At 73.6% G+C, this 23,362-nt stretch carries 25 protein-coding genes and 1 pseudogene; 14 read left to right on the top strand and 12 right to left on the bottom strand.

What is annotated here, in order from left to right; genetic code table 11:
• Nucleotides 1–6 precede the first annotated feature (6 nt).
• Both ACFFJG_RS00505 and ACFFJG_RS00500 read left to right on the top strand, forming a co-directional pair.
• Nucleotides 7–537: a SixA phosphatase family protein gene (locus tag ACFFJG_RS00505; protein WP_378516657.1), complete on the top strand. Its 531-nt coding sequence runs from the start codon at nucleotides 7–9 to the stop codon at nucleotides 535–537.
• A complete protein-coding gene (locus ACFFJG_RS00500) occupies nucleotides 534–1,334 on the top strand; it encodes a putative protein N(5)-glutamine methyltransferase (protein ID WP_378516656.1) in 801 nt (266 codons plus the stop codon). Before ACFFJG_RS00505 ends, ACFFJG_RS00500 begins: the two co-directional genes overlap by 4 nt.
• Here the strand turns inward: ACFFJG_RS00500 and serB are convergent.
• Complete coding sequence (gene serB / locus ACFFJG_RS00495) at nucleotides 1,306–2,523, bottom strand: phosphoserine phosphatase SerB (RefSeq protein ID WP_378516655.1); 1,218 nt, start codon at nucleotides 2,521–2,523, stop codon at nucleotides 1,306–1,308. The genes ACFFJG_RS00500 and serB overlap by 29 nt on opposite strands.
• 49 nt (nucleotides 2,524–2,572) lie before the next feature.
• Entirely contained in the window at nucleotides 2,573–3,283 is a 711-nt protein-coding gene (locus ACFFJG_RS00490) for an Rv1486c family protein (RefSeq protein WP_378516654.1), read from the bottom strand.
• Nucleotides 3,284–3,358: 75 nt separating this feature from the next.
• Here ACFFJG_RS00490 and ACFFJG_RS00485 point away from each other — a divergent pair, with 75 nt between their 5' ends.
• From ACFFJG_RS00485 to ACFFJG_RS00470, 4 genes are all read left to right on the top strand, one after another.
• Nucleotides 3,359–4,165, top strand: coding sequence for an ABC transporter ATP-binding protein (locus tag ACFFJG_RS00485; protein WP_378516653.1), 807 nt, complete (start codon nucleotides 3,359–3,361; stop codon nucleotides 4,163–4,165).
• 17 nt (nucleotides 4,166–4,182) lie between these two features.
• On the top strand, nucleotides 4,183–4,644 hold the full coding sequence (locus ACFFJG_RS00480) for an NfeD family protein (protein ID WP_378516652.1): 462 nt from the start codon (nucleotides 4,183–4,185) through the stop codon (nucleotides 4,642–4,644).
• 65 nt (nucleotides 4,645–4,709) lie between these two features.
• The gene (locus ACFFJG_RS00475) at nucleotides 4,710–5,834 is read left to right on the top strand and encodes an SPFH domain-containing protein (protein ID WP_378516651.1); all 1,125 of its coding nucleotides are present in this window, start codon (nucleotides 4,710–4,712) and stop codon (nucleotides 5,832–5,834) included.
• On the top strand, nucleotides 5,831–6,592 hold the full coding sequence (locus tag ACFFJG_RS00470; RefSeq protein WP_378516650.1) for a sulfite exporter TauE/SafE family protein: 762 nt from the start codon (nucleotides 5,831–5,833) through the stop codon (nucleotides 6,590–6,592). Before ACFFJG_RS00475 ends, ACFFJG_RS00470 begins: the two co-directional genes overlap by 4 nt.
• Here ACFFJG_RS00470 and ACFFJG_RS00465 read toward each other — a convergent pair.
• Complete coding sequence (locus ACFFJG_RS00465) at nucleotides 6,521–7,585, bottom strand: alpha/beta hydrolase (RefSeq protein WP_378516649.1); 1,065 nt, start codon at nucleotides 7,583–7,585, stop codon at nucleotides 6,521–6,523. The two genes, ACFFJG_RS00470 and ACFFJG_RS00465, sit on opposite strands and share 72 nt — an antisense overlap.
• Before the next feature lie 85 nt (nucleotides 7,586–7,670).
• On the opposite strand from ACFFJG_RS00465, the gene ACFFJG_RS00460 reads away from it, so the two are divergent.
• Together ACFFJG_RS00460 and ACFFJG_RS00455 are read left to right on the top strand one after the other, a co-directional pair.
• A complete protein-coding gene (locus ACFFJG_RS00460) occupies nucleotides 7,671–8,810 on the top strand; it encodes a PP2C family protein-serine/threonine phosphatase (RefSeq protein WP_378516648.1) in 1,140 nt (379 codons plus the stop codon).
• Nucleotides 8,811–8,862: 52 nt separating this feature from the next.
• On the top strand, nucleotides 8,863–9,843 hold the full coding sequence (locus tag ACFFJG_RS00455) for an oxidoreductase (protein WP_378516647.1): 981 nt from the start codon (nucleotides 8,863–8,865) through the stop codon (nucleotides 9,841–9,843).
• Between the two features lie 6 nt (nucleotides 9,844–9,849).
• Here the strand turns inward: ACFFJG_RS00455 and ACFFJG_RS00450 are convergent.
• The 5 genes and pseudogenes from ACFFJG_RS00450 to ACFFJG_RS00430 form a co-directional block, all read right to left on the bottom strand.
• Nucleotides 9,850–10,695: pseudogene (locus tag ACFFJG_RS00450) on the bottom strand (ABC transporter ATP-binding protein); the annotation flags it as partial.
• A 132-nt stretch (nucleotides 10,696–10,827) separates the two neighbouring features.
• Nucleotides 10,828–11,652 (bottom strand): ABC transporter permease, encoded by an 825-nt coding sequence (locus ACFFJG_RS00445; protein ID WP_378516645.1) that lies wholly within the window; start codon nucleotides 11,650–11,652, stop codon nucleotides 10,828–10,830.
• Nucleotides 11,645–12,442 (bottom strand): ABC transporter permease, encoded by a 798-nt coding sequence (locus tag ACFFJG_RS00440; RefSeq protein WP_378516644.1) that lies wholly within the window; start codon nucleotides 12,440–12,442, stop codon nucleotides 11,645–11,647. The genes ACFFJG_RS00445 and ACFFJG_RS00440 overlap by 8 nt, the downstream gene beginning before the upstream one ends.
• Before the next feature lie 112 nt (nucleotides 12,443–12,554).
• Nucleotides 12,555–13,088, bottom strand: a complete 534-nt coding sequence (locus tag ACFFJG_RS00435; protein ID WP_378516643.1) for a CAP domain-containing protein — start codon at nucleotides 13,086–13,088, stop codon at nucleotides 12,555–12,557.
• Nucleotides 13,089–13,413: 325 nt separating this feature from the next.
• Nucleotides 13,414–13,935, bottom strand: a complete 522-nt coding sequence (locus ACFFJG_RS00430) for a YbhB/YbcL family Raf kinase inhibitor-like protein (protein WP_378516642.1) — start codon at nucleotides 13,933–13,935, stop codon at nucleotides 13,414–13,416.
• A 50-nt stretch (nucleotides 13,936–13,985) separates the two neighbouring features.
• Here ACFFJG_RS00430 and cobA point away from each other — a divergent pair, with 50 nt between their 5' ends.
• Entirely contained in the window at nucleotides 13,986–15,248 is a 1,263-nt protein-coding gene (gene cobA / locus ACFFJG_RS00425; RefSeq protein ID WP_378516641.1) for a uroporphyrinogen-III C-methyltransferase, read from the top strand.
• The gene (locus ACFFJG_RS00420; protein ID WP_378516640.1) at nucleotides 15,241–16,053 is read left to right on the top strand and encodes a TrmH family RNA methyltransferase; all 813 of its coding nucleotides are present in this window, start codon (nucleotides 15,241–15,243) and stop codon (nucleotides 16,051–16,053) included. Before cobA ends, ACFFJG_RS00420 begins: the two co-directional genes overlap by 8 nt.
• Here ACFFJG_RS00420 and ACFFJG_RS00415 read toward each other — a convergent pair.
• From ACFFJG_RS00415 to def, 3 genes are read right to left on the bottom strand one after another with little or no spacing between them, the layout of a single operon-like run.
• Nucleotides 16,016–16,651 carry a DedA family protein gene (locus tag ACFFJG_RS00415; RefSeq protein ID WP_378516639.1) on the bottom strand — a complete coding sequence of 212 codons (636 nt, stop codon included), beginning with the start codon at nucleotides 16,649–16,651 and terminating at the stop codon, nucleotides 16,016–16,018. The genes ACFFJG_RS00420 and ACFFJG_RS00415 overlap by 38 nt on opposite strands.
• 10 nt (nucleotides 16,652–16,661) lie before the next feature.
• Nucleotides 16,662–17,453 (bottom strand): TrmH family RNA methyltransferase, encoded by a 792-nt coding sequence (locus ACFFJG_RS00410; protein WP_378516638.1) that lies wholly within the window; start codon nucleotides 17,451–17,453, stop codon nucleotides 16,662–16,664.
• 9 nt (nucleotides 17,454–17,462) lie between these two features.
• Nucleotides 17,463–18,089 carry a peptide deformylase gene (gene def, locus ACFFJG_RS00405; protein WP_378516637.1) on the bottom strand — a complete coding sequence of 209 codons (627 nt, stop codon included), beginning with the start codon at nucleotides 18,087–18,089 and terminating at the stop codon, nucleotides 17,463–17,465.
• Between the two features lie 87 nt (nucleotides 18,090–18,176).
• Here def and ACFFJG_RS00400 point away from each other — a divergent pair, with 87 nt between their 5' ends.
• Nucleotides 18,177–19,538, top strand: coding sequence for an acyl-CoA dehydrogenase family protein (locus ACFFJG_RS00400; RefSeq protein WP_378516636.1), 1,362 nt, complete (start codon nucleotides 18,177–18,179; stop codon nucleotides 19,536–19,538).
• Complete coding sequence (locus ACFFJG_RS00395; protein ID WP_378516635.1) at nucleotides 19,538–20,758, top strand: acyl-CoA dehydrogenase family protein; 1,221 nt, start codon at nucleotides 19,538–19,540, stop codon at nucleotides 20,756–20,758. The genes ACFFJG_RS00400 and ACFFJG_RS00395 overlap by 1 nt, the downstream gene beginning before the upstream one ends.
• A 111-nt stretch (nucleotides 20,759–20,869) precedes the next feature.
• Here the strand turns inward: ACFFJG_RS00395 and ACFFJG_RS00390 are convergent, their stop codons facing one another.
• Entirely contained in the window at nucleotides 20,870–21,163 is a 294-nt protein-coding gene (locus ACFFJG_RS00390) for a YiaA/YiaB family inner membrane protein (protein WP_378516634.1), read from the bottom strand.
• Nucleotides 21,164–21,259: 96 nt separating this feature from the next.
• On the opposite strand from ACFFJG_RS00390, the gene ACFFJG_RS00385 reads away from it, so the two are divergent.
• On the top strand, nucleotides 21,260–22,705 hold the full coding sequence (locus ACFFJG_RS00385; protein ID WP_378516633.1) for a pyridoxal-dependent decarboxylase: 1,446 nt from the start codon (nucleotides 21,260–21,262) through the stop codon (nucleotides 22,703–22,705).
• Between the two features lie 25 nt (nucleotides 22,706–22,730).
• The gene (locus tag ACFFJG_RS00380) at nucleotides 22,731–23,354 is read left to right on the top strand and encodes a hypothetical protein (protein ID WP_378516632.1); all 624 of its coding nucleotides are present in this window, start codon (nucleotides 22,731–22,733) and stop codon (nucleotides 23,352–23,354) included.
• The last annotated feature ends 8 nt before the right edge of the window (nucleotides 23,355–23,362 follow it).

Raw genomic sequence — 23,362 nt, 5'->3', positions numbered from 1 at the left:
GTGCTGATGCAGGAGTCAACGACCGGCGGACACCGACGCCTGGTGATCGTCCGCCATGCGAAGGCCGAGCCGACCGGCGCCACCGACCACGGTCGCGACCTCAGCGACCGCGGTCGCGCGGACGCCGAGGAGGCCGGGCGCTGGCTGCGCGAGCAGGGCGTCGTCCCCGACGCGGCCCTGGTCTCCGACGCCCGTCGGACCCACGAGACCTGGCTCCACCTCGCGCTCGGCGCGGGGTGGGACGTCGAGCCCGGCCTCTCACCCGCCCTCTACGCCGCCGGTCCCGATGCCGCGCGCGACCTGGTCCGCGAGACCGGTGCGGGCGTCGGCACGCTGGTCGTCGTGGGGCACAACCCCACGATGGCCTACGTCGCCGAGCTGCTCGACGACGGCGACGGCGACGACGACGCGACGACCGACATGGTGGTCGCGGGCTTCCCGCCGGCCTCCGTGGCGGTCTTCGACGTCGCGTGCGGCTGGGGCGACCTCGACGCGGGCGCGGGCCGGCTGACGGGGTTCCACGTCGGCTCGGCGTGACCGCGCACGACGAGGTCGTCGCCAGGCTGCGGGCCGCGGGCTGCGTGTGGGCCGAGGAGGAGGCCGCGCTGCTCGCGGAGGCGGCGACGGGCGAGGCCCTGGCGAGGCTGGTCGAGCGCCGGGTCGCCGGTGAGCCGCTCGAGACCGTGCTGGGCTGGGTCCTGGTGCTGGGGCACAGGCTGAGCGTGACGCGCGGCGTGTTCGTCCCGCGCCGCCGCACCGAGCTGCTCGTCCGCGCGGCGCAGGAGAGGGCCCGCCTCGCGACCGGATCTCGCCGGCCGGTGGTCGTGGAGATGTGCTGCGGCGCCGGACCGGTCGCTGCGCTCCTCGAGGGGTACGACGTCGAGGTGCACGCGGCCGACGTCAGCCCGCCCGCCCTCGCCTGTGCCGGTGCGAACGCGCCGTCGGCCGCCCTCCACCTCGGCGACCTCTGGGACGCCCTGCCCGCCGGCCTTGCGGGCCGGGTCGACGTGGTCGCGGCCAACGCCCCCTACGTCCCGACGGCCCGCATCGCCACCATGCCCGCCGAGGCGCGTGACCACGAGCCGCTCGAGGCGCTCGACGGCGGTACCGACGGCGTCCACCTGCACCGCCGCCTGGCCGCCGGTGCGCCGGTGTGGCTCGCACCCGGGGGCGTGCTCCTCGTCGAGACCAGCCTCGAGCAGCTGCCCCTCACCCACGCGGCGATGGAGGCGGCCGGTCTCGCCACCGACGTCCTGGTCGACGACGAGGTCCAGGGCTGCGTGGCGGTGGGCGTGGCGCCCGGTGTCAGCCCAGCAGCGGGGGAGCGGGGGTGACGATGCCGACCTCGGCGTCCGCCTCCTCGATCTCCTCCCGGGAGATGCCGAGCAGGTAGAGCACGGTGTCGAGGTAGGGCACGTTGACCGACGTGTGCGCGGCGTCGCGCACCATCGGCTTGGCGTTGTAGGCGATGCCGAGGCCCGCGGTGTTGAGCATGTCGAGGTCGTTGGCCCCGTCCCCGATCGCGATCACCGCGTCGACCGGCACCCCGACCTCCGCGGCGAACTCGCGCAGCGCGGCCGCCTTGCCCGCCCGGTCGACCACCTCGCCCACGATGCGTCCGGTCAGGCGACCGTCGACGATCTCGAGCTCGTTGGCGCGGGCGAAGTGGATGCCGAGGTCGGCGGCCAGCCGGTCGGTGATCTGGCTGAAGCCGCCCGACACGATCGCGAACCGGTAGCCGAGGCGCCGCAGGGTGCGCACCAGGGTGCGCGCGCCCGCCGCCAGCACGACCGACTCGTAGACCTCGTCGAGCGCCGACGCGGGGACGCCCTCGAGCAGCGCGACCCGCTGCCGGAGCGACTCCTCGAAGTCGAGCTCGCCGCGCATGGCGGCCTCGGTGACCCGGGCGACCTCCTCCTCCTGGCCCGCGTGGGCGGCGATCATCTCGATCACCTCGCCCTGGATCAGCGTGGAGTCGACGTCCATCACGATCAGCCGCACGCCGCGCCGGTGCAGGCTCTCGCGCTGCACGGCCAGGTCGATGCCGAGCCGGACCGCCTCGGCGGCGAGCAACGGACGGAGCTGCTCGACCGGTGCTCCCGACACGTGCAGCTCGATGGCCGTGACGGGGTAGCGCGCGAGCCGCTCGATGCGGTCGATGTTGGCGCCCGAGTCGGCGATGCGGCCGGCCACCGCGGCCACCGCGGCGGCCTTCAGCGGGCTGCCGATGAGGGTGATGTGCGAGCGGTCGCCGCGTCGCTCCTTGTTGTCTCCGGCGCCGCGGTCGACCTCGACGGACATCTCGAGCTCGGCCGCGGTGCGCTCGATGACGTCGCGCAGCCTCTTCCAGTCCCGCGGCGCGGTGACGAGGATGCCGAGCAGCAGACGGCGCCGCAGCACGATCTGCTCGATGTCGAGGACCTCGACCCCGGCGGCCGCCAGCGCGTCGAAGATGGTCGAGGTGACGCCCGGGCGGTCCTTCCCCGTCAGGGTGACCAGCAGGGTCTTCGGCGCGTCGTCCATGGTGGGCTCAGGCTAGCCCCGGCGCACCGTCGCCAGCGGCACGGTCCGGTCAGCGGTCCGGCGGCCAGACCTCCGGCGAGCAGGCGGCGACCACCGCGCGGCGCGCGGCGCGGCCGAGCGGGGCGAGCAGGTCGCGCCGGCGCTCCACCTCGTGGGACGACAGCGCGCCGCCGTCGTCGACGAGCGCGAGGTCGACGATCGCCCAGGCCTGCATCCCGCGTGCCGCGAGCTCGACGCAGCGCGCCGGCGTGCCCAGCGGCGCGTCCAGCTCGGGGCGGTGGTGCAGGTTGCTGAGCGCGTCCGCGGCCTCGGGGCGCCATCGCGCGACGTCGAGGTCGGCCAGCGCGCCGGCCGTGACGACCAGCGCCTCGCGCAGCGCCCGGTCGGCCTCGCCGACGTCGGGCAGCTGGCGGCGGGCGGCCTGGTGCACGCGCCACTGCACGGTCTCGCCGACCTCGTCCGGCACCAGGCCCACGTCGCCGACCACCACGGCCTGGCCGGCCTCCAGGGCGGCCTCGTTGAAGGGACGCGGTCCGCCCAGTCCCAGCGGGTCGCCGTCGACGGGCAGCGCCAGCCCGGCGTACGTCGCCCCCGTCGACCGGCCCCGCACCAGCAGGTCGAGCGCGGAACCGCCCTCGAGCAGGTGCGTGTCGGCGGCGAGCACATCGAGGACGTGGTCGGTCTGCTCGTGGCCGCGCAGCCAGGCGGTGAGCCACCAGGCGAGCGTCGCCGCGTGCGGGAGGGAGGCGGGGGAGGACATCGCCGCGAGGCTACTCGCCCGCCCCTGCGCGTCGCGCCGTCACCGCGGCCCGCGGTGCTGGATAGGGTGAGGAACATGGTCGCCGTCATCGAGCTCGCGGGTGTCACGGTGCGTCGGGGCACCACGCTGCTGCTCGACGAGGTGAGCTGGCAGGTCGAGGAGGACGAGCGCTGGGTGGTGCTCGGTCCCAACGGCGCCGGCAAGACGACGCTCCTCCAGGTCGCCGCCGCCCAGCTGCACCCGACCTCCGGCGTCGCCGGCATCCTCGACGAGGTGCTCGGCACCACCGACGTGTTCGACCTGCGCCCGCGCATCGGGCTGACCAGCGCGGCCCTCGCCGACCGGATCCCGCGCACCGAGCTGGTCAAGGACGTGGTCGTGTCCGCCTCCTACGGCGTCGTGGGCCGCTGGCGCGAGGAGTACGCCGACCTCGACCACGACCGCGCGGGCGACCTGCTCGCGGAGGTCGGCGCCGCCCACCTCGCCGAGCGCACCTTCGGCACCCTCAGCGAGGGGGAGCGCAAGCGGGTCCAGATCGCCCGGGCCCTGATGACCGACCCCGAGCTCCTCCTGCTCGACGAGCCCGCCGCCGGCCTCGACCTCGGTGGCCGCGAGGACCTCGTGGCCACCCTGTCCGAGCTCGCGCTCGACCCCGACTCGCCCGCCACCGTGCTCGTCTCCCACCACGTGGAGGAGATCCCGCCCGGGTTCACGCACGCGCTGCTGCTGCGCGCCGGTCGCGTGGTCGACGCGGGGCCGGTGGAGGAGGTGGTGACCGCCGAGACCCTCTCGGAGACCTTCGGCATGCCCCTGCTGCTGACCCGCGCCGACGATCGGTTCGCCGCACGTCGCCGAGTCGAGCGCAGCGCCGCCGAACGGTGAGTCGATAGGGTCGGAGCATGGACTGGATCCGCGACCACCTCTGGGAGACGTGGCTGGCTCTCGCCATCGCGCTCGGCGTCGCCGAGATGTTCAGCCTCGACCTGATCCTCGCCATGCTCGCCGCCGGTGCGGTCGTCGGGATGGTCGCCGCGCTCGTCGGCCTGCCGTTCGAGATCACGCTGCTCGCCGCGGTCGCCTCCTCGGTCGCGATGATCGCCCTCGTGCGCCCCTCGGTCGTCAAGCGCCTCCACAGCGGCCCCGAGCTCTCGCTCGGTCACGGCAAGCTCGTGGGCACCCGGGGGATGGTGACCGAGGAGATCACCGGCCTCAACGCCGGACGCATCAAGGCGGGCGGCGAGATCTGGACCGCGCTGCCCTACGACGAGAACCTCCGCATCGCGCCGGGCGAGACCGTCGAAATCCTCCAGATCAAGGGTGCGACGGCCTACGTCCACCCCGTGGCGACGCTCGAGCCCTGAGCCGCCGCGCGCCACACCACACGCCACACCACACGCCGCAACACCAACAAGATCGGGGGAGACCAGTGCCGACCGCATTGCTCGTCCTGTTCCTGCTCGTCGTCCTGTTCGTCGTCGTCATGCTCGCCAAGACGGTCCGCATCGTGCCCCAGGCACGCGCGGCGATCGTCGAGCGCTTCGGCAAGTACAAGGGCACGCTGCCGGCAGGGCTCAACATCGTCGTGCCGTTCATCGACAAGGTGCGCTACCTCATCGACCTGCGCGAGCAGGTCGTGAGCTTCCCGCCCCAGCCGGTGATCACCGAGGACAACCTGGTGGTGTCGATCGACACCGTCATCTACTTCCAGGTCACCGATCCGGTCACCGCCACCTACGAGATCGCCAACTACATCCAGGCCGTCGAGCAGCTCACGATGACCACGCTGCGCAACATCGTCGGCGGCATGGACCTCGAGCAAACCCTCACCAGCCGCGACGAGATCAACAGCGGCCTGCGCGGCGTCCTCGACGAGGCCACCGGCAAGTGGGGCATCCGCGTCAACCGCGTCGAGATCAAGGGCATCGACCCGCCGCCGTCGATCAAGGACGCGATGGAGAAGCAGATGCGCGCCGACCGCGACAAGCGCGCCCTGATCCTCACCGCCGAGGGCCAGCGCCAGTCCGCGATCCTCACCGCCGAGGGCAACAAGCAGTCGGCCATCCTCAACGCCGAGGGTGACCGCGAGTCGCTGATCCTGCGCGCCCAGGCCGACCGCGAGGCCGCGATCCTGCGCGCCCAGGGTGAGGGCCAGGCCATCCAGACGGTCTTCCAGGCCATCCACGACGGCCAGCCCGACCAGTCCCTGCTGGCCTACCAGTACCTCCAGATGATGCCGAAGATCGCCGAGGGCAGCGCCAACAAGGTGTGGGTCATCCCCTCGGAGATCACCAAGGCGATGGAGGGGCTCGGCTCCTCGATCCACGAGATCGCCGGCATCCCGAAGGACGCCACGCCGCGCAAGCGGGTCGACATGGGCTCCTCCGAGCCCCTGGTGCCGCGCTCGTCGGGCGCACTGGAGACCGAGACCAACCAGGCCGTCCAGCAGGCGATCGCGGAGGCGGAGAGCGCCGCCCACCCCGGCCGGACGGCGCCCGACGCGCTCGACGCCCCGGGTGAGCCCGGCGAGCCGGGGGCTCCCGCCGCGCCGTGAGTCCAGTCGAGTCACTGCTGGTCGTCCTCGCAGGGGTGGCGGCCGGCACGATCAACACCGTCGTGGGGTCGGGAACGCTCATCACGTTCCCGACCCTGCTGGCGTTCGGCGTCCCTCCGGTGACGGCCAACGTGAGCAACACCGTGGGCCTGGTGCCCGGCAGCGTCTCGGGTGTCGTCGGCTACCGCCGCGAGCTCGCGGGCCAGCGCTCCCGGGTGCTGCGGCTGGGATCCGCCTCGCTGCTCGGGGGGATCGTCGGCGCGTTGCTGCTCCTGTGGCTGCCGTCGTCGGCGTTCGACGCGATCGTCCCGGTGCTGATCGCGCTCGGCGTCGTGCTCGTGCTGCTCGGCCCCCGCATCCAGCGCTCGGTGGCCGCGCGCGCGGAGCGCCGTGGCGGCATCCCCGACCACGGCGTGTGGTGGGTGTGGCCGGCCGTCGCGCTCACCGGCGTCTACGGCGGCTACTTCGGCGCCGCCCAGGGCGTGCTGCTGATGGCGGTCCTGGGCATCGGCGTCGCCGACGCCATGCAGCGCCACACCGCGACCAAGAACGTGCTGGCGCTCGTCGTCAACGCCGTGGCCGCCGTCGTCTTCATCGGGGTCGCCGACGTCGACTGGACCGTCGCCGGACTGATCGCGGCCGGCTCGGTCGTCGGGGGCCAGCTCGGCGCGACGGTTGGGCGCCGGCTACCCCCGCCGCTGCTGCGTGGCGTGATCGCCGTGGTCGGCGTCGTCGCCCTCGTGCTGCTGCTGGCCTGAGCCGATTCCGGGTGCCAGCCACGCGCCGCACCAGCGCTCGATCACCGCGTAGACCTCGCGCCGCACGTCGGGGCGCGAGAGGACCATGTCGTGCACCGCGCCCTCGACGGCCACCGACGTCACGTGCCGCCCCACGGACGAGGCCCAGCGCCGGATCTGCTCCACGTCGAGGACGATGTCGCTGGTGCGGACGTCCTCCTCGCTCGGGGCGGCGATCGCCGACCGGGCCGAGGACAGCACGAGCACCGGCGCCGGGACGTCGAGACCGGCGTGCAGGCGCGCGTGGCCACGACGCACCGCCCGCAGCCAGCCGATGTAGACCGGTCGCGACTCCAGCGGCTTCCAGTCCAGGTCGTAGTCCCACTCGCCGCCGTGCTCCCGGTGCAGGGAGCGACCGTAGACCTCGCTCACCTTGCGCGGGATCTCCTGCATCGGGCGGCGCGTGCCGAGCCGCTCCAGGGCGATCCTCGCGGCCGGGCTGCGCAGCCACGCGGCGCCCTGCATGTCGAACCACGGGGAGTTGAGGACCATCCCGGTCAGCCCGGCCGGCCGACGCTCGTGCGCCCACAGCGACACGGTGAGGCCGCCCGTGGAGTGGCCGGTCACGACGACCGAGCGGTGCCGGTCGCGCTCGGTGATCCGCCACCACGCCAGGTCGATCTCGGCGAAGTACTCCTCGAGGTCGGTGACGAAGTGCGGCGTCTGGTGGTCGCGGAGGGAACGGCCGTACTTGCGCAGGTCGATGGCGTAGAAGGTCCAGCCGCGGTCGGTCCACCACCGGGCGTACTCGTCGTGGAAGAAGTAGTCGGCGAACCCGTGGACGTGGAGCACCGCACCGCCGTGCGGCGCCTCCGGCTCCCGGGTGACCAGCGTGGCCACCACGGCGCCCTCGTCGTCGGGCGGCAGCGAGAAGGTCTCGACCCGGTAGTCGGGGCCGAGCACGTCGGTCCCGGCGTCCAGGCGGTCCGCGGCCGGTCGTGGAACCAGCGTCATGGCACGAGCCTAGCGAGTGGAGTGCGCTGTCCCCAGATTTCCGATATGGCCTCGTGCGTCGCGGGCGCGGCCCTACCCTTGCCGGGTGCCGAACGCGCTGAGGACCCCGACCCGCGCGTTCTCGTCGTACCTGCGACAGCGCGTCGAGGGGTGGCGCACGGGCTCGCGCGGCAGCCAGGCGTTCCTCCTCCTCGTGCTGGTGGGGCTGGTCGGCGTGGCCGTCGTGCTGGGAGACCTCGCACGGGTCGTGCTCCCCGTGGCGCTGTGGTTCCTGTTCCTCATGGTCGGGCTCATGCTGCTGCGCTTCGTCCCGCTCGTGCTGCTCACGGTGGTCCTCGCGGTGGCGGCGGTCTGGACGTCGGTCGAGACCAGCTTCGAGCGCGGCAGCAAGCCGCTCGCCCTCGCCGTTTTCGGCATCGGGGGCGCCCTCGCGGTCTACCAGTCCAGCAAGCAGCGCTCCGGTCTCCCGATGGCGCTCAGCGAGGCCGTCCTCACGCAGCTGCGCGACCGCCTCCAGCGCCAGGGCGTCGTGCCGGAGCTGCCGCCGGGCTGGCGGTCCCAGTCGGCCACGATCACGGCCAACGGCCCGAGCTACGCCGGCGACTTCCTCGTCGCCGACCTCCGCGAGGGCCGGTGGCTGGAGATGGCGCTGGTCGACGTGTGCGGCAAGGGCACCTCGGTGGGCCCGCAGGCGCTGCAGTTCGCCGGGGCGCTCGGCGGGCTCATCGGCGCGCTGCCCCCGCACGAGCTGATGGCGGCCGCCAACTCCTTCCTGCTCCGCCAGGAGTCCGATGAGTCGCTGGCGACCGCCGTGCACGTCAAGGTCGACCTGGTCACCGGTGACTACACGATCACCAGCGCCGGGCACCCGCCCGCGCTGCACTGGCACCTCGACCACCGCGGCTGGTCCATCGACAACGCCCGGGGGATGGCGCTCGGCGTGATCCCCGAGGCCGACTTCACCCCCAGCCGCGGCCGTCTCAAGCCGGGCGAGGCGCTCATGTTCTACACCGACGGCGTCATCGAGTCCGCCGACAAGGACCTCGACGGCGGCATCGACTGGCTGCGCGACGTCGCGCTGCAGGCGGTCGACGCCCGGGGGTTCACCGGGATGCCGCGCCGCGTGCTCAAGAAGGTGCCGCGGGGCGACGACGACCGCGCCCTGCTGCTCCTCGAGCGCCAGCTCGTCGTCCCCGACCGTTCGGTCGCCGTCCCCGTCCGCTAGTCGCTCACGGCGCGCTGTTGACGCGCGGCGCCGGGGGCGCGAGCCTCGGGTGATGGTCACCACCGAGGACATGATCGCCCGCCAGCAGCCGCTCGAGACCGCCTTCGGCTACCGCACCACGGCCGCGGAGGTCGTCGCCGGCCACGACCTGGCCGGCAGGCGGGCGGTGGTGACGGGCGGCTACTCCGGGCTCGGCCTGGAGACCGTGCGCGCGCTGGCGGGCGCCGGCGCGTCCGTCCTGGTGCCGTCGCGTCGCGTCGACGTGGCCGCCGAGGCCCTGGCGGGCCTCCCGGGCGTGGAGGTCCGGCCGATGGACCTCGGCGACCTGGACTCGGTGGCGGCGCTGACCGCCTCGGTGCGCGAGGAGGGGAGGCCGGTCGACCTGGTGATCGACGTGGCAGGGGTGATGGCCACGCCCCACGAGGAGACGCCCCAGGGCTGGGAGCGGCAGCTCGGCACCAACCACCTCGGGCACTTCGCGCTCGTCGGCGGGATCGCCGACCTCCTCGCCGACGGCGCCCGGGTGGTGTCGTACTCCTCGGTCGGCCACTACCGCTCGCCGGTGCGCTTCGACGACCTCAACTTCGAGTCCGAGCCCTACGACCCGTGGGTCGCCTACGGCCAGTCCAAGACGGCCAACGCCCTGTTCGCCGTCGCGCTCGACGCCCGCGGCGCCGCGCGGGGCATCCACGCCTACTCGGTGCACCCGGGCGGGATCATGACCGACCTGCAGCGCCACATGCCGCGCGAGGAGCTGCTCGAGCGCGGATGGATCGACGAGGACGGCAACCCCAACCCGATGTTCAAGACCCCGGCCGAGGGCGCCTCGACCGGGCTGTGGGCGGCGACGGCGCCCGAGCTCGAGTCGCGCGGAGGCGTCTACTGCGAGGACTGCTCGATCAAGGGCGTCGTGCCGCCCGACCACGGCGACGCCCGGACCGGCGGGGTCAAGGAGTGGGCCATCGACGTGCCGTCAGCGGAGCGGCTCTGGGAGCTGTCGGTCGAGGCCACCGGCCTGGACCCGCTCGGCTGACCGCGCCTAGGCGCCGCGCGAGTACAGGTCGCGGATGACGTCCTCGATGTCGGGCTCCTGGATGGACAGGTCGGCCACGTCGTACGCCGCCGCCACCGCCGCCACGACGGGCGCGGCGCTGGCGTCCGCCGGGAACGACAGCCACTGCCGGGGCCCCTCGACCCGCCGCACCCGCGCGCCCGGGACCTCGATCGGGGGCGCCTCGTCGACGAGGTCGACCACCAGCGTGCGCGTCGCACCGCCCTGCGCGTGGAGGCCGGCGAGCGAGCCGTCGTAGACCGCGGTGCCGTGGTCGATGACGATCACGCGGTCGCACAGCGCCTCGATGTCCTGCAGGTCGTGGGTGGTCAGCAGCAGGGTGGTGCCCCGCTCGGCGTTGAGCGCGCGCAGGAACTCGCGCAGCCGGCCCTTGCTCACCACGTCGAGGCCGATGGTGGGCTCGTCGAGGTAGAGCACCTCGGGGTCGTGCAGCAGCGCCGCGGTGATGTCGCCCCGCATGCGCTGGCCGAGGCTGAGCTGGCGCACCGGGGTGTCGAGCTGGGCGCCGAGGTCGAGGAGCTCGACGAAGCGGGCCAGGTTCTCCCGGTAGCGCGCGGGCTCGATGCGGTACATCTTCTGCAGCAGCTCGAAGGAGTCGCGCAGCGGCAGGTCCCACCACAGCGTCGACCGCTGGCCGAACACCACGCCGATACGGCGCGCGAGGGCGACCCGCTCGCGGCTGGGGTCGAGCCCCGCCACCCGCACCGAGCCCCCGCTCGGGACGAGGATGCCGGTCAGCATCTTGATGGTCGTGGACTTCCCGGCGCCGTTGGGGCCGATGTAGCCGACCATCTCGCCGCGCTCGATGGTGAGGTCGAGGTCGTGGACGGCGCGGACCCGGTCGCGGACGCGCCGGCGCCGGCCCTCGACGCGTCGGCGTACGTCGAAGGTGCGCTCGAGGCCGTGGACGGCGATGAGCGGCTGGGTGGTGGGCTCGGTCATGGGTCAGCTCCCGGTCGAGGTGTAGCGGCGCACCCCGGTGCGCCAGACGAGCAGCGCGGCGGCCGTCGTCAGGACGCCGGCGAGCGGCGAGGCCAGCTGCAGTGCGTCGGGCATGCCGGTCGGGTCGGGGCGACCGAGCAGGAACAGGCACGGGTACCAGTTCACGAACGCCACCGGGACGACGAACGTCAGCCCGACCAGCACCTCGCGCGGGAAGATGTTGAGCGGGTACTGCGTCACCGTCGCGCCGCCGTAGGTGAAGGCGTTGGCCAGCTCCGTGGCGTCGGTGGTCCAGAACTGGATGCACGAGAAGCCGACGAACAGGCCGAAGAACACCAGCGCGCCGCTGACGATCATCGACACGGCCACCAGGACCCGCGCGGGTGTCCAGTCGACGTAGGAGCAGGCCCAGCCGAAGACCGCAGCCGCCTGCGTGAGCCGTCCGAGGCGGCGCAGCGTGAACTGGTCCGCGCACACCTGCACCAGCAGCGGCACCGGCTTGGTCATCATCTGGTCCAGCCGCCCGGTGCGGATGTAGGCGCCGATCCGCTCCACGCTGCCGATGGCGGTGTCGGCCAGGGCGAGCGCCAGTGACGCGCTCCCGTAGAGCAGGGCCACCTCGTGGAGCGCGAAGCCGGCGAGCGTGTCGAGGTGGGCGAACATGATCCAGAGGCCGATGAAGTCGAGCCCGGTGATCAGGCCGTTGCCGACCGCGAGCAGCACGAAGGACGTCGGGTACTGCCAGGCGGCGCGGATCCACAGCCACGCGATCTGGCCGTAGGTGCGCAGGTGCCCGAGCGGCCCGGTCCCGGCCGAGGCGTCAACCACCCTGGACCACCACCTTGCGCGTGGCCAGGCGAAGGACCGCGCTGCACGCGGCGAGCAGCACGACGGCCCACAGCACCTGGAAGCCGAGGGCCGCCAGCAGGCCGGTGCCGGTGTGCTTGCCGAGCCAGACGTCGGCGGGCACCTGCACGTAGGAGGCCCACGGCAGGACCCGCGCGAGCGTGCCCAGCCATCCCGGGAAGAGCACGAGCGGCAGCATCATGCCGCTGAAGAAGATCGCGAACGCGCCGCTCATCACCTTCACGCCCGACTGGTCGAGCAGCCAGAACGCGGTGCTGGCGACGAGGAAGCGGATCGCGAAGCTCACCACGACGGCCAGGGCCATCGAGACGCAGAAGGCGAGGCCGGCCACGGCCGACGACGGCAGGGCGATGTCGAAGAGCAGGAGGCCGACCAGCGTCGGGCCCAGGCCCCGCGTGAGCAGGTGGTACGCCGCGCGGCCGAGATCGCTGGCGAGGTACCAGCCGACGAGCCCGACGGGGCGGTACAGGTCGATCGCCACGTCGCCGGTGCGGATCCGCTCGGCGAGGTCGTCGGTGGAGCCGCCACCCCACAGGGCGATCGTCATCAGCAGCGCCTGGCCGAGCCAGACGTAGGTGACGGCGTCCTGCTGGTCGTACCCACCGGCCGTCGGGTTGGCGCGCCACAGGGCGATGTAGGCGAAGGAGTAGATGACGCCGAAGACCGAGTTGGTGAAGACGCCGGCCAGCGTCGCGGCGCGGTAGGTGGAGTAGCGGCGGAAGGCCCGGGTCGCGACGGCGACGTGCAGCATCCGCTTCCCCCTGACCGACCTGTCCCGAACCTGCCCGCCACCTCGAGGAGGGGGCCCGGGATCGTCTCACAACCGGACCGGGAGCGCACCCGGGTCGGACCGGGCGCGGGGGTCAGCGGTGACGGACGAGGTTGACCACGCCGATGGTGCGGCCCTGGTCGTCCTGGGTGATCGCGACGCCGGCGCGCTCGGCGCGCGGGCTGAGCAGGATCTCGCGGTGACCGGGGGAGTCGAGCCAGAGCTCGACCATCTGCTCGGGCGTGAGGCCGGTGCCGCGCACGAGCGTCTCGCCGGCCCAGGAGCCACGGCATCGCTCGACGACCTCGCCCTGGTCGCGGTGCACGAAGGCGCCGGTGGCCGCGATGCGCCGGCCCCACCGCTCGGAGAGGCGGTCGGTGCAGGCGTCGAAGACGCGGATCGGGGCCAGGCCGTTGCTCGCGCGCGCCTGGTTGATCTCCACCATCAGCAGCTCCTCGAGCTGCTCGCCGGGGAGGTCACCGGTGTCGCGGGCGCTGTCGAACGACGTCGGCACGGGCCAGGTGCCCGCCTGCGCGGCACTCGGCAGCAGCGTCGTCGCACCGACGCAGAGGGTGGCGACGAGCGCGGCAGCACGGGCCGCGGTCCGGGTCAGGGTTCGGTTCAGCACATGTCCTCCGGGAGATCCGCCGCTCGTGGGGGGTGAGCGGATCTTGACGAAACCTTGGTAAAGATCGGCTTGAGCGTAGATGAGTTGTGTGCTGAACGTGGATTTTCTGCAGAAGTCGTCTGCGACACGCCGCATTGATCCTCAACGTTCTGACCGGAGTCCACCGATCTCAGCAGGGTCGATGTAAGCGGCTTGAGCGATCCTGCGTGGGGGGAACGACGAAACGCGCAGCGAAAAGGCCCCGTGGTCTGGACCGGGGTCCGGACCACGGGGCCTGTCGGCGCCGGGCGGTGGCTGCGAGGTGGGTGCTGGTGTCCGCGGGGTGTCAGTGCTGGTACGTGCCGTGCAGGATCGCGCGGCCGAGGGTCTTGAACGCGAGGTTGAACGACACCACGGCGGGGGAGGCGTCTGCGTCGACGCCGAGGGTCTCCTCGCCGACGGCGTGCACGACGAAGAAGTAGCGGTGGGGCTGGTCGCCCTCCGGCGGGGCGGCACCGGTGAAGCCGGCCTCGCCGCCGTCGTTGCGGACGTGGAACGCCCGGCCGGGCAGGTCGCCCGCGGCGGCGCCGGTGTCGAGCGAGGTCACGTCGGCGGGCAGGTCGACCAGGACCCAGTGCCAGAAGCCGCTCGGCGTCGGGGCGTCGGGGTCGAAGCACGTCACGACGTAGGACTTCGTGCCCTCCGGCGCACCCGACCAGCTCAGCTGCGGCGAGGTGTTGCCGAGCGCTGCCACCTGGTCGTCGGGGAGGGGGGCACCGTCGGTCACGTCGGTGCTGGTGACGTCGAAGGACGCCGTGGCGGGGAGGTAGTCGTACGGGTTCGGGGAGACCGGTCGTTCGATGCTCATTCCTCGAACCTAGCGATCACCCCCACGGAGGGGGCAGGGAGACTGGTCCCATGCCCGACCCCCTCGAGCCGTCCGACTCCTCGCTGCCGACCGACGCGCACCGCCCCTACCTCGCCGGCCTGGTGCTGGCCGGGCGGAAGGTGGTGGTGGTCGGTGGCGGTCACGTCGCCCAGCGCCGGGTGCCGGCCTTCCTGGCGGCCGGGGCGCGCGTGAGCGTGGTCAGCCCCGAGGTGACGCCCGCGATCGAGGGCCTGTCCGGCGAGCTGTCCCTCGTGCTGCGCGGGTTCGAGGACGCCGACCTTGACGGCGCCTGGTACGTCGTCGCCGCCACCGACGACCCGGAGGTCAACGCCCGGGTCGTGGCCGCGGCCGAGCGCCGGCACACGTTCTGCGTACGGGCCGACGACGCCCTCGGCGGCACCGCCTGGACCCCGGCGGCGGGCCACCACGGCAGCGTCACCATCGGCGTGCTCGGCAACCGGGAGCCCCACAAGTCGGCGGCGCTGCGCGACGAGATCGTCACTGCCCTGCGCGACGGGCACCTCCACGCGGTCGACGCCCACGACCGCACCCCGGGCGTGGTGCTGGTGGGCGGCGGGCCCGGCGAGCCCGAGCTCGCCACCGTCGCCGCGCGCCACGCCCTCGCCTCCGCCGACGTCGTCGTGGCCGACCGGCTCGCCCCCCGCGAGCTGCTCGACGAGCTCGGGCCCCACGTCGAGCTGGTCGACGTCGCCAAGCTGCCCCGCGGCCGCTCGGCCACCCAGGAGCGCATCAACGAGGTGATCGTCGAGCGCGCGCGGGCCGGCAAGCGGGTGGTCCGGTTCAAGGGCGGCGACAACTTCGTCTTCGGCCGGGGCTACGAGGAGGTGCTGGCGTGCCTCGAGGCCGACGTCCCGGTCACGGTCGTGCCCGGCCTGACCTCGGCGATCGCCGTGCCGGCCCGGGCCGGCATCCCGGTGACGCACCGCGGCGTGGCCCACGAGTTCACCGTCATCTCCGGCCACCTCCCGCCCGGCCACCCGGAGTCGCTGGTGGCCTGGGACGCGGTCGCTCGGATGCGGGGCACGGTCGTGCTGCTCATGGCGGTCGAGAACGCGCCGGCGATCGCCGAGGCGCTGGTCACCGGCGGGCGGTCCGCCACGACGCCGGTCGCGGTCGTCGTCGACGGCACCATGCCCACCGAGCGCACCGTGCTCACCACGCTCGCGGACCTCGCCGCCGACCTGGTGGCCCACGAGGTGTCGCCACCGGCGATCATCGTCGTGGGCGAGGTCGTCGCGGTCGCCCGTCCGGCACACTACGGGCGTGGCTGACCCGCTCCGCACGATCGAGATCGACGACCCCGCCGATCCCCGCCTGGCCGACTACCGCGACCTGCGCGACGTCGAGCTCCGCAAGCACCTGGAGTCCGAGCACGGCCTGTTCCTCGCCGAGGGCGAGAAGGTCGTGCGCCGCGCGCTCGAGGCGGGCCACCGGGCGCGCTCCTTCCTGATGGCGCCGCGCTGGCTCGACGGGCTGCGCGACGTGGTCGAGCCGAGCGGCGCCCCGTGCTACGTGCTGCCCGAGCCGCTCATCGAGGAGGTCACCGGCTTCCACGTGCACCGCGGTGCCCTCGCCTCCCTCCACCGCCGCCCCCTGCCACCGGTCGAGGACGTGCTCGAGGGCGCGCGCTCGGTGCTGGTGCTCGAGGACCTCGTCGACCACACCAACGTGGGCGCGGTCTTCCGCTCCGGCGCGGCACTGGGCTTCGACGCGGTGCTGCTCGCGCCGCGCTGCGCCGACCCGCTCTACCGCCGCTCGGTGAAGGTCGGCATGGGCGCGGTGTTCACCACGCCCTGGACCCGCGTGCCCGACTGGTACGACGCCCTGCCGGACCTGTCGCACCGCGGCTTCACCACGGTCGCCCTCACGCTCTCGCCCGACTCGGTGCCGATCGAGGACGCCGTGGCCGGGGTCGACCGGCTCGCACTGGTGCTGGGCTCGGAGGGCCACGGCCTGTCCGCGCGGTGGGAGTCGGCGGCCGACCGGCGCGCGATCATCCCGATGCGCGCCGGCATCGACTCGCTCAACGTCGCCGCCGCTACTGCGGTGGCGTGCTACGCCGCCGCTCGCCGCTGACCCTGTGGCGCAGGCGCCGGGCCGCGAACCAGAGCAGCACGACCGCGAGCACGGCGTAGACGACGTTGCTCACCGGGCCGACGTAGCCCTCCACGACGTGCCACTGCTCGCCGAGCTCGTAGCCGGCGAGGATGAGCGCCGTGTTCCACGCCAGGCTGCCGAGCGTGGTGTAGAGGCAGAAGGTCGCCAGTGGCATCCGGTCCACGCCCGCCGGGATCGACACGAGGCTGCGCACGCCCGGCACGAGGCGGCCGACGAACACCGCCGAGCGGCCGTGCGCGCCGAACCACGACACCGCACGGCGTACGTCGTCGGCGTGCACGAGCGGGATCCGGTCGGCCAGCGCGCAGATCCGGTCCAGGCCCCACGCGGCGCCGAGCCAGTAGAGCACCAGCGCGCCGAGGACGGAGCCGACGGTGGCCCACACGATCGCCGCGACGAGACCGTAGTGGCCCTGGCTGGCGGTGTAGCCGGCCAGCGGCAGCACCAGCTCGCTCGGCACGGGTGGGAACACGGTCTCCAGCGCGGTCGCGACCCCGACGCCGGGCGCACCGATCGTGCGCATGACGAGCACGACCCAGTCGAGGACGGCGTCCATCCGCGCGCCGTCAGCCGCGCTGCCGCAGGGCCTCGTGGAGCACGAGGGATCCCGCCACGGCGGCGTTGAGGGACGAGGCCGAGCCGACCATGGCGATGCTGGCGACGTCGTCGCACGCCGCGCGCCACCCCGAGGACAGCCCGTGGGTCTCGTTGCCGACCACGAGCACCAGCCGGCCCGACAGGTCGACGCCGTCGAGCGGGGTGCCCTCCTCGTCGGTGCCGACGATGCGGTAGCCGTGGGCGTGGGCGTGCTCGACGACCGGTCCCGGCCCGGGCACCCGCAGGACGGTGAGGGCGAAGAGGGAGCCGGTGCTCGCGCGCACGCACTGGGGGTCGTAGGGGTCCGCGGCGTGCCCGGTGACGACCAGCGCGGAGGCGCCGAACGCGTCGGCCGAGCGGGCCAGCGTGCCGATGTTGCCGGGGCTGGTCGGGCGGTCGAAGACCACGACCGGGCCGTGCGGGCGCGCCGACCCGGCGAGCCGGACCACGCCGTCCTCGGGCATCTCGACGACCGCGACGAGCTCGGACCCGTCCTTGCCGCTCAGCCGGGCGTGCAGCTCGGGGGAGAGCACCACCCGTTCGGCGTCGGTGCCGGTCCACGTCTGCTCCGCCCACTCCGAGGAGGACCCCTCGGCGCGCAGCAGCTGGCGCACCGTCCAGCCCTCGGCGATCGCGCGCGTGACGGGGCGCACGCCCTGGACCAGGAACTCGCGGTTGCGGTGGCGCTTGGACCGGTTGGTCAGCAGCGCCTCCCACTGCTGGAAGCGTGCGTTCTCGCGCGTGATGCGCAGCTCGCTCATCGTGCGCGCTCAGCCCTGTCCGGCGGGCCAGTCGAGGGGGTAGTCCTCGGCGGCCGCGTCGTGCTTCTTCGTCAGCCGCTTGCGTGACTTCGCCGAGAGCCGGTCGCCGAAGACCGTGCCGAGGGTGTGGTCGGTCTCGTGCTGGAGGCACCGCGCCAGCAGGCCGGTGCCCTCGAAGCTCACCGGCTCCCCGTCGAGGCCGGTGCCGTCGACGCGCGCCCAGTCGGGGCGCGGGCAGGGCTCGAAGGAGCCCGGGAAGGACAGGCAGCCCTCGTCGTCGTCGTCGAGGCGGCGCTCGCGGCCCTCGGGCAGCGTCAGGACCGGGTTGCAGACCAGGCCGACGGTGCGCACGCCGTCGTCGTCGGGGCAGTCGAAGACGAACATCGCCACGTCCTCGCCGACCTGGCACGCAGCGAGGCCGACGCCGTCGGCGGCGTACATCGTGGCGACCATGTCGGCGGCCAGCGTCGCGAGCGCGTCGTCGTAGGTCGTGACCTGCTGCTGCGGCGCGTGCATCACCGGGGTGCCCCAGCGGGTGATCGGGCGGGCGGTGCCGCCCTCGGGGAGGGGCCCGTGGGGAGCCCGGACGTCGTCGGGGACGGCGGGGGGCACGGCGGTGGGGTCGTCGTCGGGCATGCAGTGATCCTAGCGAGCGGGGGTCGGGTGGCCCGCACCACGGGACGCCCTCTGGCGCAGCCTGTAACTCGCAGTTACATTTGTGCCATGCCCCTCTTCAGCAGCCTCCGCCCGGGAGGTCGTCACGGCTTGTCGTCGAAGGAGACGCGCGACCCGATCGGCCTCGCCGTCGCCGCCGTGAACCGGCTGGCGCAGAGCGACCTCCTCGACCGCGTCGGCCTGCGGCGGCAGGCCGAGCAGGTCGTCTACTCGACCACGCGCAACGGCTTCCGCGTCGCCACAGTGGCTGGGCGCACCTTCGCCCGCGCGGGGAGGCGGTCCGGCGGCACCCGCCCCGCCGCGGCTCCCGCGCGGGGCGTCTTCGACCTCACGCCCACCGAGGACGAGCAGATGCTCGTCGACGTGGTCACCGAGCTGGCCGAGGAGGTGCTGCGCCCGGCGGCGTCCGCCGCCGACGACGCGTGCGCGGCGCCCGCCGAGGTGCTGGCGGCGACCCGCGAGGTGGGCCTGCCGGTCCTCGGGGTCCCCGAGGCGCTCGGCGGCATCATGGAGGAGCGCTCCACGATGGCGGCCACGCTCGTGGCCGAGGCGCTGGCCCGCGGCGACATGGGCCTGGCCGTGGCCTCGCTCGCGCCGGGCTCCGTCGCCACGGCACTGGCGCTGTGGGGCACCGACGCCCAGCAGCAGACCTACCTGCCGGCGTTCACCGGCGACGACGTCGCGGTCGCCGCGCTGTGCATCGCCGAGCCGACGGTCCTCTTCGACCCCCTCGCGCCTGCCACCAGCGCGCGTCGTGACGGTGACGAGATCGTCCTGGACGGCGTGAAGTCGGGCGTCGTCCGTGGGGCTGAGGCCGAGCTGTTCGTCGTCGCCGCCAGCCTCGACGGCACCCCCGCCCTCGTCCTCGTCGAGGCTGGCGCCGCAGGCCTCGAGGTGGAGGCCGACCCGTCGATGGGGCTGCGCGCCGCGAGCCTGTCCCGGCTGCACCTGCGCGGCGTGCGCGTGCCCGCCGACGCGCTGCTCGGCGACGCCGACGGCACCGCGTACGCCGAGTGCGTCCGCCTCTCGCGCCTCGCGTGGTGCGCGCTGGCCGTCGGCACCGCGCAGGCGGTGCTCGACTACACGAAGGTCTACGTCAACGAGCGCGAGGCCTTCGGGGAGCCGATCAGCCACCGCCAATCAGTGGCGTTCATGGTCGCCGACATGGCGATCGAGCTGCAGGCGATGCGGCTGCTCACCTGGAAGGCCGCCTCGCGCGCCGGGCGCGGCGAGGACTTCCGGCGCGAGGTGGCGCTGGCCCGCCAGCTGTGCGTCGAGAAGGGCATGCGGATCGGCCTCGACGGCGTCCAGCTGCTCGGCGGCCACGGCTTCGTGAAGGAACACCCCGTCGAACGGTGGTACCGCGACCTGCGGGCCGTCGGTGTCATGGAAGGTGCGGTGCTGGTCTGATGGCGATCAACCTGGAGGTCCCGAGGAAGCACGCCGGCCTGGTCGACCAGGCCCACCAGCTCGCGATGAACATGCTGCGCCCCATCTCGCGCACCTACGACCGCGCCGAGCACGAGTACCCCAAGGAGCTCGACATGCTCGCCGCGCTCATCGACGGCGTGTCCGCGACCGGCGCCACCAGCGGCGCGGGTGCCGGCGGCGTACGACGGGACAAGCCGTCCGACGCCTCCGGCGCAGGGGTGCGCAACGGCGCCAACCTCGCGTCGGTGCTCTCGATCGCCGAGATGTGCTGGGGCGACACCGCGCTGCTGCTCTCGATGCCGCGCCAGGGCCTGGGCAACTCGGCCATCGCCTCGGTGGCCACCGAGGAGCAGCTCGAGCGCTACCGCGGCACGTGGGCGGCAATGGCGATCACCGAGCCGGGCACGGGCTCCGACTCGGCCAACATCACCACGACGGCCGTCAGGGACGGCGACGAGTACGTCATCAACGGCGAGAAGATCTACGTCACCTCCGGGGACCGCGCCGACAGCGTGGTCGTGTGGGCGACCCTCGACAAGGAGCTCGGCCGGGCGGCGATCAAGTCGTTCCTGGTCCGCAAGGACAACCCCGGGCTCAGGGTGGAGCGGCTCGAGCACAAGCTCGGCATCCGCGCCTCCGACACCGCCGCGATCACCTTCACCGACTGCCGCGTGCCGGCCGAGGATCTCCTCGGGTCGCCGGAGATCGACGTGAAGTCCGGCTTCGCCGGCGCCATGGCGACCTTCGACAACACCCGGCCGATGGTCGCCGGGATGGCGGTCGGCTGCGCCCGCGCCTCCCTGGACCTCACCCGCGACCTGCTCGAGCAGGCGGGCGTCACGGTCGACTACGACCGGCCCGCCCAGGTGCAGAGCGCCGCTGCCGCGAAGCTGCTCCAGCTCGAGGCCGACTGGGAGGGCGCTCGGCTGCTGATGATGCAGGCCGCGTGGATGGCCGACAACCGCCGGCCCAACTCCCTCGAGGCCTCGATGGCCAAGGCGAAGGCCGGGCGCGTGGGGTCCGACGTGACCCTCTCGTGCGTCGAGCTGTGCGGCACCCTCGGCTTCAGCGAGGCCGAGCTGCTGGAGAAGTGGGCCCGCGACTCCAAGATCCTCGACATCTTCGAGGGCACCCAGCAGATCCAGCAGCTCATCGTCGCCCGTCGGCTGCTCGGGCTGTCGAGCAGCGAGCTCCGCTGAGGGCGGTCGCGGCATGACGAAGTCCCCGCACGTGCGGGGACTTCGTCTCGTTGTGGGCGTGGCAACGGGCACGAGGTGAGGGACTCGCCCACGGAGTCGGTCAGGACTCGCTCAGGAGACGGACTTGAAGGGGTCGTGCTCGGCGAGGAGCTTGTCGACGCGGGCCTGGTCGATGCGGTGGAAGACCCGCGCGTCCTCCTGCTGGTCGCGCACGACCTTGGCGAGGGTGAACGTCGAGGTGGTGAGGTAGAGCGTGCCGAGGGCGAGGAAGCCCTTGATCCACGGGTCGGCCTCCATGAAGTAGATCGCGACCAGCATGGCGAAGAGCGAGGCACCGAACGAGATGGTGGCCTGCATGGCGAAGGCGGCGGTGTTCTTGGCGGTGGTGTCGGTCTTGGAGGGCATGGCAGAAGCGTGCCGACGCCCGGCGTCGCACGGACGTGTCGCGCTACCCGATCCGCCCTGAGTACGCGCACCCGACCCGACCGGTACGTTCGCCCCATGCCAGAGAGCGCACCGGGGCACATGTCGCCCGAGGAGTTCCGCCGCCAGGGCCACGCCGCCATCGACTGGATCGCCGACTACTGGGCCGCCCTCGACGACCTGCCGGTGCGGTCCCAGGTCGCGCCGGGTGAGGTGGCGGCGCTGATGCCGGCGTCCGCCCCCGAGACCGGCGAGCCGTTCGACGCGCTGCTCGCCGACCTCGACCGCGTCGTCGTGCCGGGCCTCACGCACTGGCAGCACCCGCGCTTCTTCGCCTACTTCCCGGCCAACTCCTCGCCCGCAGCGATCCTCGGCGACCTGCTCTCCAGCGGCATCGGCGCCCAGGGGATGATCTGGGCCACCAGCCCGGCCGTCACCGAGGTGGAGCAGGTGGTGCTCGACTGGCTCGCCGACGCGCTCGGGCTGCCCGCGGCGTTCCGCAGCGACGGCCCGGGAGGCGGCGTCATCCAGGACACCGCGTCGACCGCCACCCTCACCGCGCTGCTCGCCGCCCTGCACCGCGCCAGCGCAGGTGACGTACGACGTCGTGGTGCGGGGCACGAGCAGTGGACCGTCTACGGCTCCACGCAGGCGCACTCCTCGCTGGTCAAGGCCGCGATGATGGCCGGGCTCGGCGAGGAGTCGGTGCGGGCGGTCGCGGTCGACCCGGCGACGCAGGCGATGGACGTCGCCGCGCTGCGCGAGGCGGTCGATGCCGACGTCGCCGCGGGCCGCCGGCCGGTGATGGTGCACGTCGCCTGCGGGTCCACCTCGACGGGCGCCACCGACGACGTGGCGGCGGTGGTCGGGCTCGCCCGCGCCCACGACGACCTCTGGGTCCACGTCGACGGCGCCTGGGCCGGCGTGGCGGCGGTGTGCCCGGAGCTGCGCGGGCACCTGCGAGGCGTGGAGGACGCCGACTCGTTCGTCACGAACCCGCACAAGTGGCTGCTGACGACCTTCGACTGCAGCACGTTCTGGGTGCGCGACCGGGCGGCGCTGACCGGTGCGCTGACGATCCTGCCGGAGTACCTCCGCAACGCCGCGACGGAGTCGGGTGCGGTCGTCGACTACCGCGACTGGCACCCGCAGCTCGGGCGCCGGTTCCGCTCGCTGAAGCTGTGGGCCGTGCTGCGGACCTACGGCCTCGAGGGGCTGCGGGCCCACGTGCGGTCGGGCGTCGCGCTGGCCCGGCGGGTCGCGGCGCACGTCGCGGCCGACGACCGGTTCGAGCTGGTCACGCAGCCGTCGCTGTCGCTGGTGGTGCTTAGGGTGCGTGCCGGCGACGAGCAGACCCTGGCCGCGATGGAGGCGGTCAACGCCTCGGGCGAGGCGTACCTGAGCCACACGACCGTCGAGGGCCGCGCAGCGATCCGGGTGGCGGTCGGCAGCTGGCGCACGACCGAGGCCGACGTCGACCGCACCTGGCGGGCACTCCAGGACGCGGTGAGCGCCCAGGCCTGAGCCGTCGCAGTGCGACAGTGTCGCCATGAAGCTCTACGCCGACACGCCGCTGCGCCGGACCCGCCAGGTCACCGCCGACCTCCTCTTCGTGGCCTGGCTGGTGCTGTGGGTGTGGGCCGGCCACGCGGTGCACGACGGCACGATGGAGCTCGCCGGACCGGCGCGGCAGACCGACTCGGCGGCGACGTCGATGGCCGACAACCTCCGTGACGCGGGCGAGCGCCTCGGTGGCGCGCCCCTCGTGGGCGACGAGCTCGCGGTGCCGTTCGACCGGGCCGCGGAGGCCTCCGACGGCATCGCGTCCGCCGGTCGCGACACCGTGGACGCCGTCGAGCGCCTCGCCCTGCTGCTGGGGCTGTCGGTGGCGCTCGTCCCCATCCTCGTGGTGGCGGCGGTGCACCTGCCGGTCCGGTGGCGGTTCGCGCGCGAGGCGACCGCGGGTGCCCGGTTCGTCGACGCCCGTGAGGACCTCGACCTCTTCGCCCTGCGCGCGCTCGCGCACCAGCCGATGCACGTCCTCGCGCGGGTCAGCGACGACCCTGCCGGCGCCTGGCGCGACCGGGACCCCGCGGTGGTGCGCGCGCTCGCGGCGCTCGAGCTCGCCGACGTCGGGCTGCGACCGCCGCGGCTGCCCGGCGAGGGTGCGTAGAGTTGCGC

Origin of the sequence: Nocardioides zeicaulis, assembly GCF_042432345.1 — a bacterium.
GTDB classification, from domain to species: Bacteria; Actinomycetota; Actinomycetes; order Propionibacteriales; family Nocardioidaceae; genus Nocardioides; species Nocardioides zeicaulis.
The sequence above is the reverse complement of the archived record's forward strand: the minus strand, read 5'-3'. Positions and strand labels throughout refer to the sequence as shown.

What these genes read in the sequence shown, in the direction of transcription:
- ACFFJG_RS00440 (WP_378516644.1), bottom strand. Translation starts at nt 12,442, where the DNA reads ATGCTGCACGTCGCCGTCGCGACCCGGGCCTTCCGCCGCTACTCCACC.
- ACFFJG_RS00390 (WP_378516634.1), bottom strand. Translation starts at nt 21,163, where the DNA reads ATGCCCTCCAAGACCGACACCACCGCCAAGAACACCGCCGCCTTCGCC.
- ACFFJG_RS00485 (WP_378516653.1), top strand. Translation starts at nt 3,359, where the DNA reads ATGGTCGCCGTCATCGAGCTCGCGGGTGTCACGGTGCGTCGGGGCACC.
- serB (WP_378516655.1), bottom strand. Translation starts at nt 2,523, where the DNA reads ATGGACGACGCGCCGAAGACCCTGCTGGTCACCCTGACGGGGAAGGAC.
- ACFFJG_RS00395 (WP_378516635.1), top strand. Translation starts at nt 19,538, where the DNA reads ATGGCGATCAACCTGGAGGTCCCGAGGAAGCACGCCGGCCTGGTCGAC.
- ACFFJG_RS00380 (WP_378516632.1), top strand. Translation starts at nt 22,731, where the DNA reads ATGAAGCTCTACGCCGACACGCCGCTGCGCCGGACCCGCCAGGTCACC.
- ACFFJG_RS00455 (WP_378516647.1), top strand. Translation starts at nt 8,863, where the DNA reads ATGGTCACCACCGAGGACATGATCGCCCGCCAGCAGCCGCTCGAGACC.
- ACFFJG_RS00430 (WP_378516642.1), bottom strand. Translation starts at nt 13,935, where the DNA reads ATGAGCATCGAACGACCGGTCTCCCCGAACCCGTACGACTACCTCCCC.
- ACFFJG_RS00465 (WP_378516649.1), bottom strand. Translation starts at nt 7,585, where the DNA reads ATGACGCTGGTTCCACGACCGGCCGCGGACCGCCTGGACGCCGGGACC.
- ACFFJG_RS00490 (WP_378516654.1), bottom strand. Translation starts at nt 3,283, where the DNA reads ATGTCCTCCCCCGCCTCCCTCCCGCACGCGGCGACGCTCGCCTGGTGG.
- ACFFJG_RS00480 (WP_378516652.1), top strand. Translation starts at nt 4,183, where the DNA reads ATGGACTGGATCCGCGACCACCTCTGGGAGACGTGGCTGGCTCTCGCC.
- ACFFJG_RS00385 (WP_378516633.1), top strand. Translation starts at nt 21,260, where the DNA reads ATGCCAGAGAGCGCACCGGGGCACATGTCGCCCGAGGAGTTCCGCCGC.
- ACFFJG_RS00400 (WP_378516636.1), top strand. Translation starts at nt 18,177, where the DNA reads ATGCCCCTCTTCAGCAGCCTCCGCCCGGGAGGTCGTCACGGCTTGTCG.
- def (WP_378516637.1), bottom strand. Translation starts at nt 18,089, where the DNA reads ATGCCCGACGACGACCCCACCGCCGTGCCCCCCGCCGTCCCCGACGAC.
- ACFFJG_RS00410 (WP_378516638.1), bottom strand. Translation starts at nt 17,453, where the DNA reads ATGAGCGAGCTGCGCATCACGCGCGAGAACGCACGCTTCCAGCAGTGG.
- ACFFJG_RS00415 (WP_378516639.1), bottom strand. Translation starts at nt 16,651, where the DNA reads ATGGACGCCGTCCTCGACTGGGTCGTGCTCGTCATGCGCACGATCGGT.
- ACFFJG_RS00505 (WP_378516657.1), top strand. Translation starts at nt 7, where the DNA reads ATGCAGGAGTCAACGACCGGCGGACACCGACGCCTGGTGATCGTCCGC.
- cobA (WP_378516641.1), top strand. Translation starts at nt 13,986, where the DNA reads ATGCCCGACCCCCTCGAGCCGTCCGACTCCTCGCTGCCGACCGACGCG.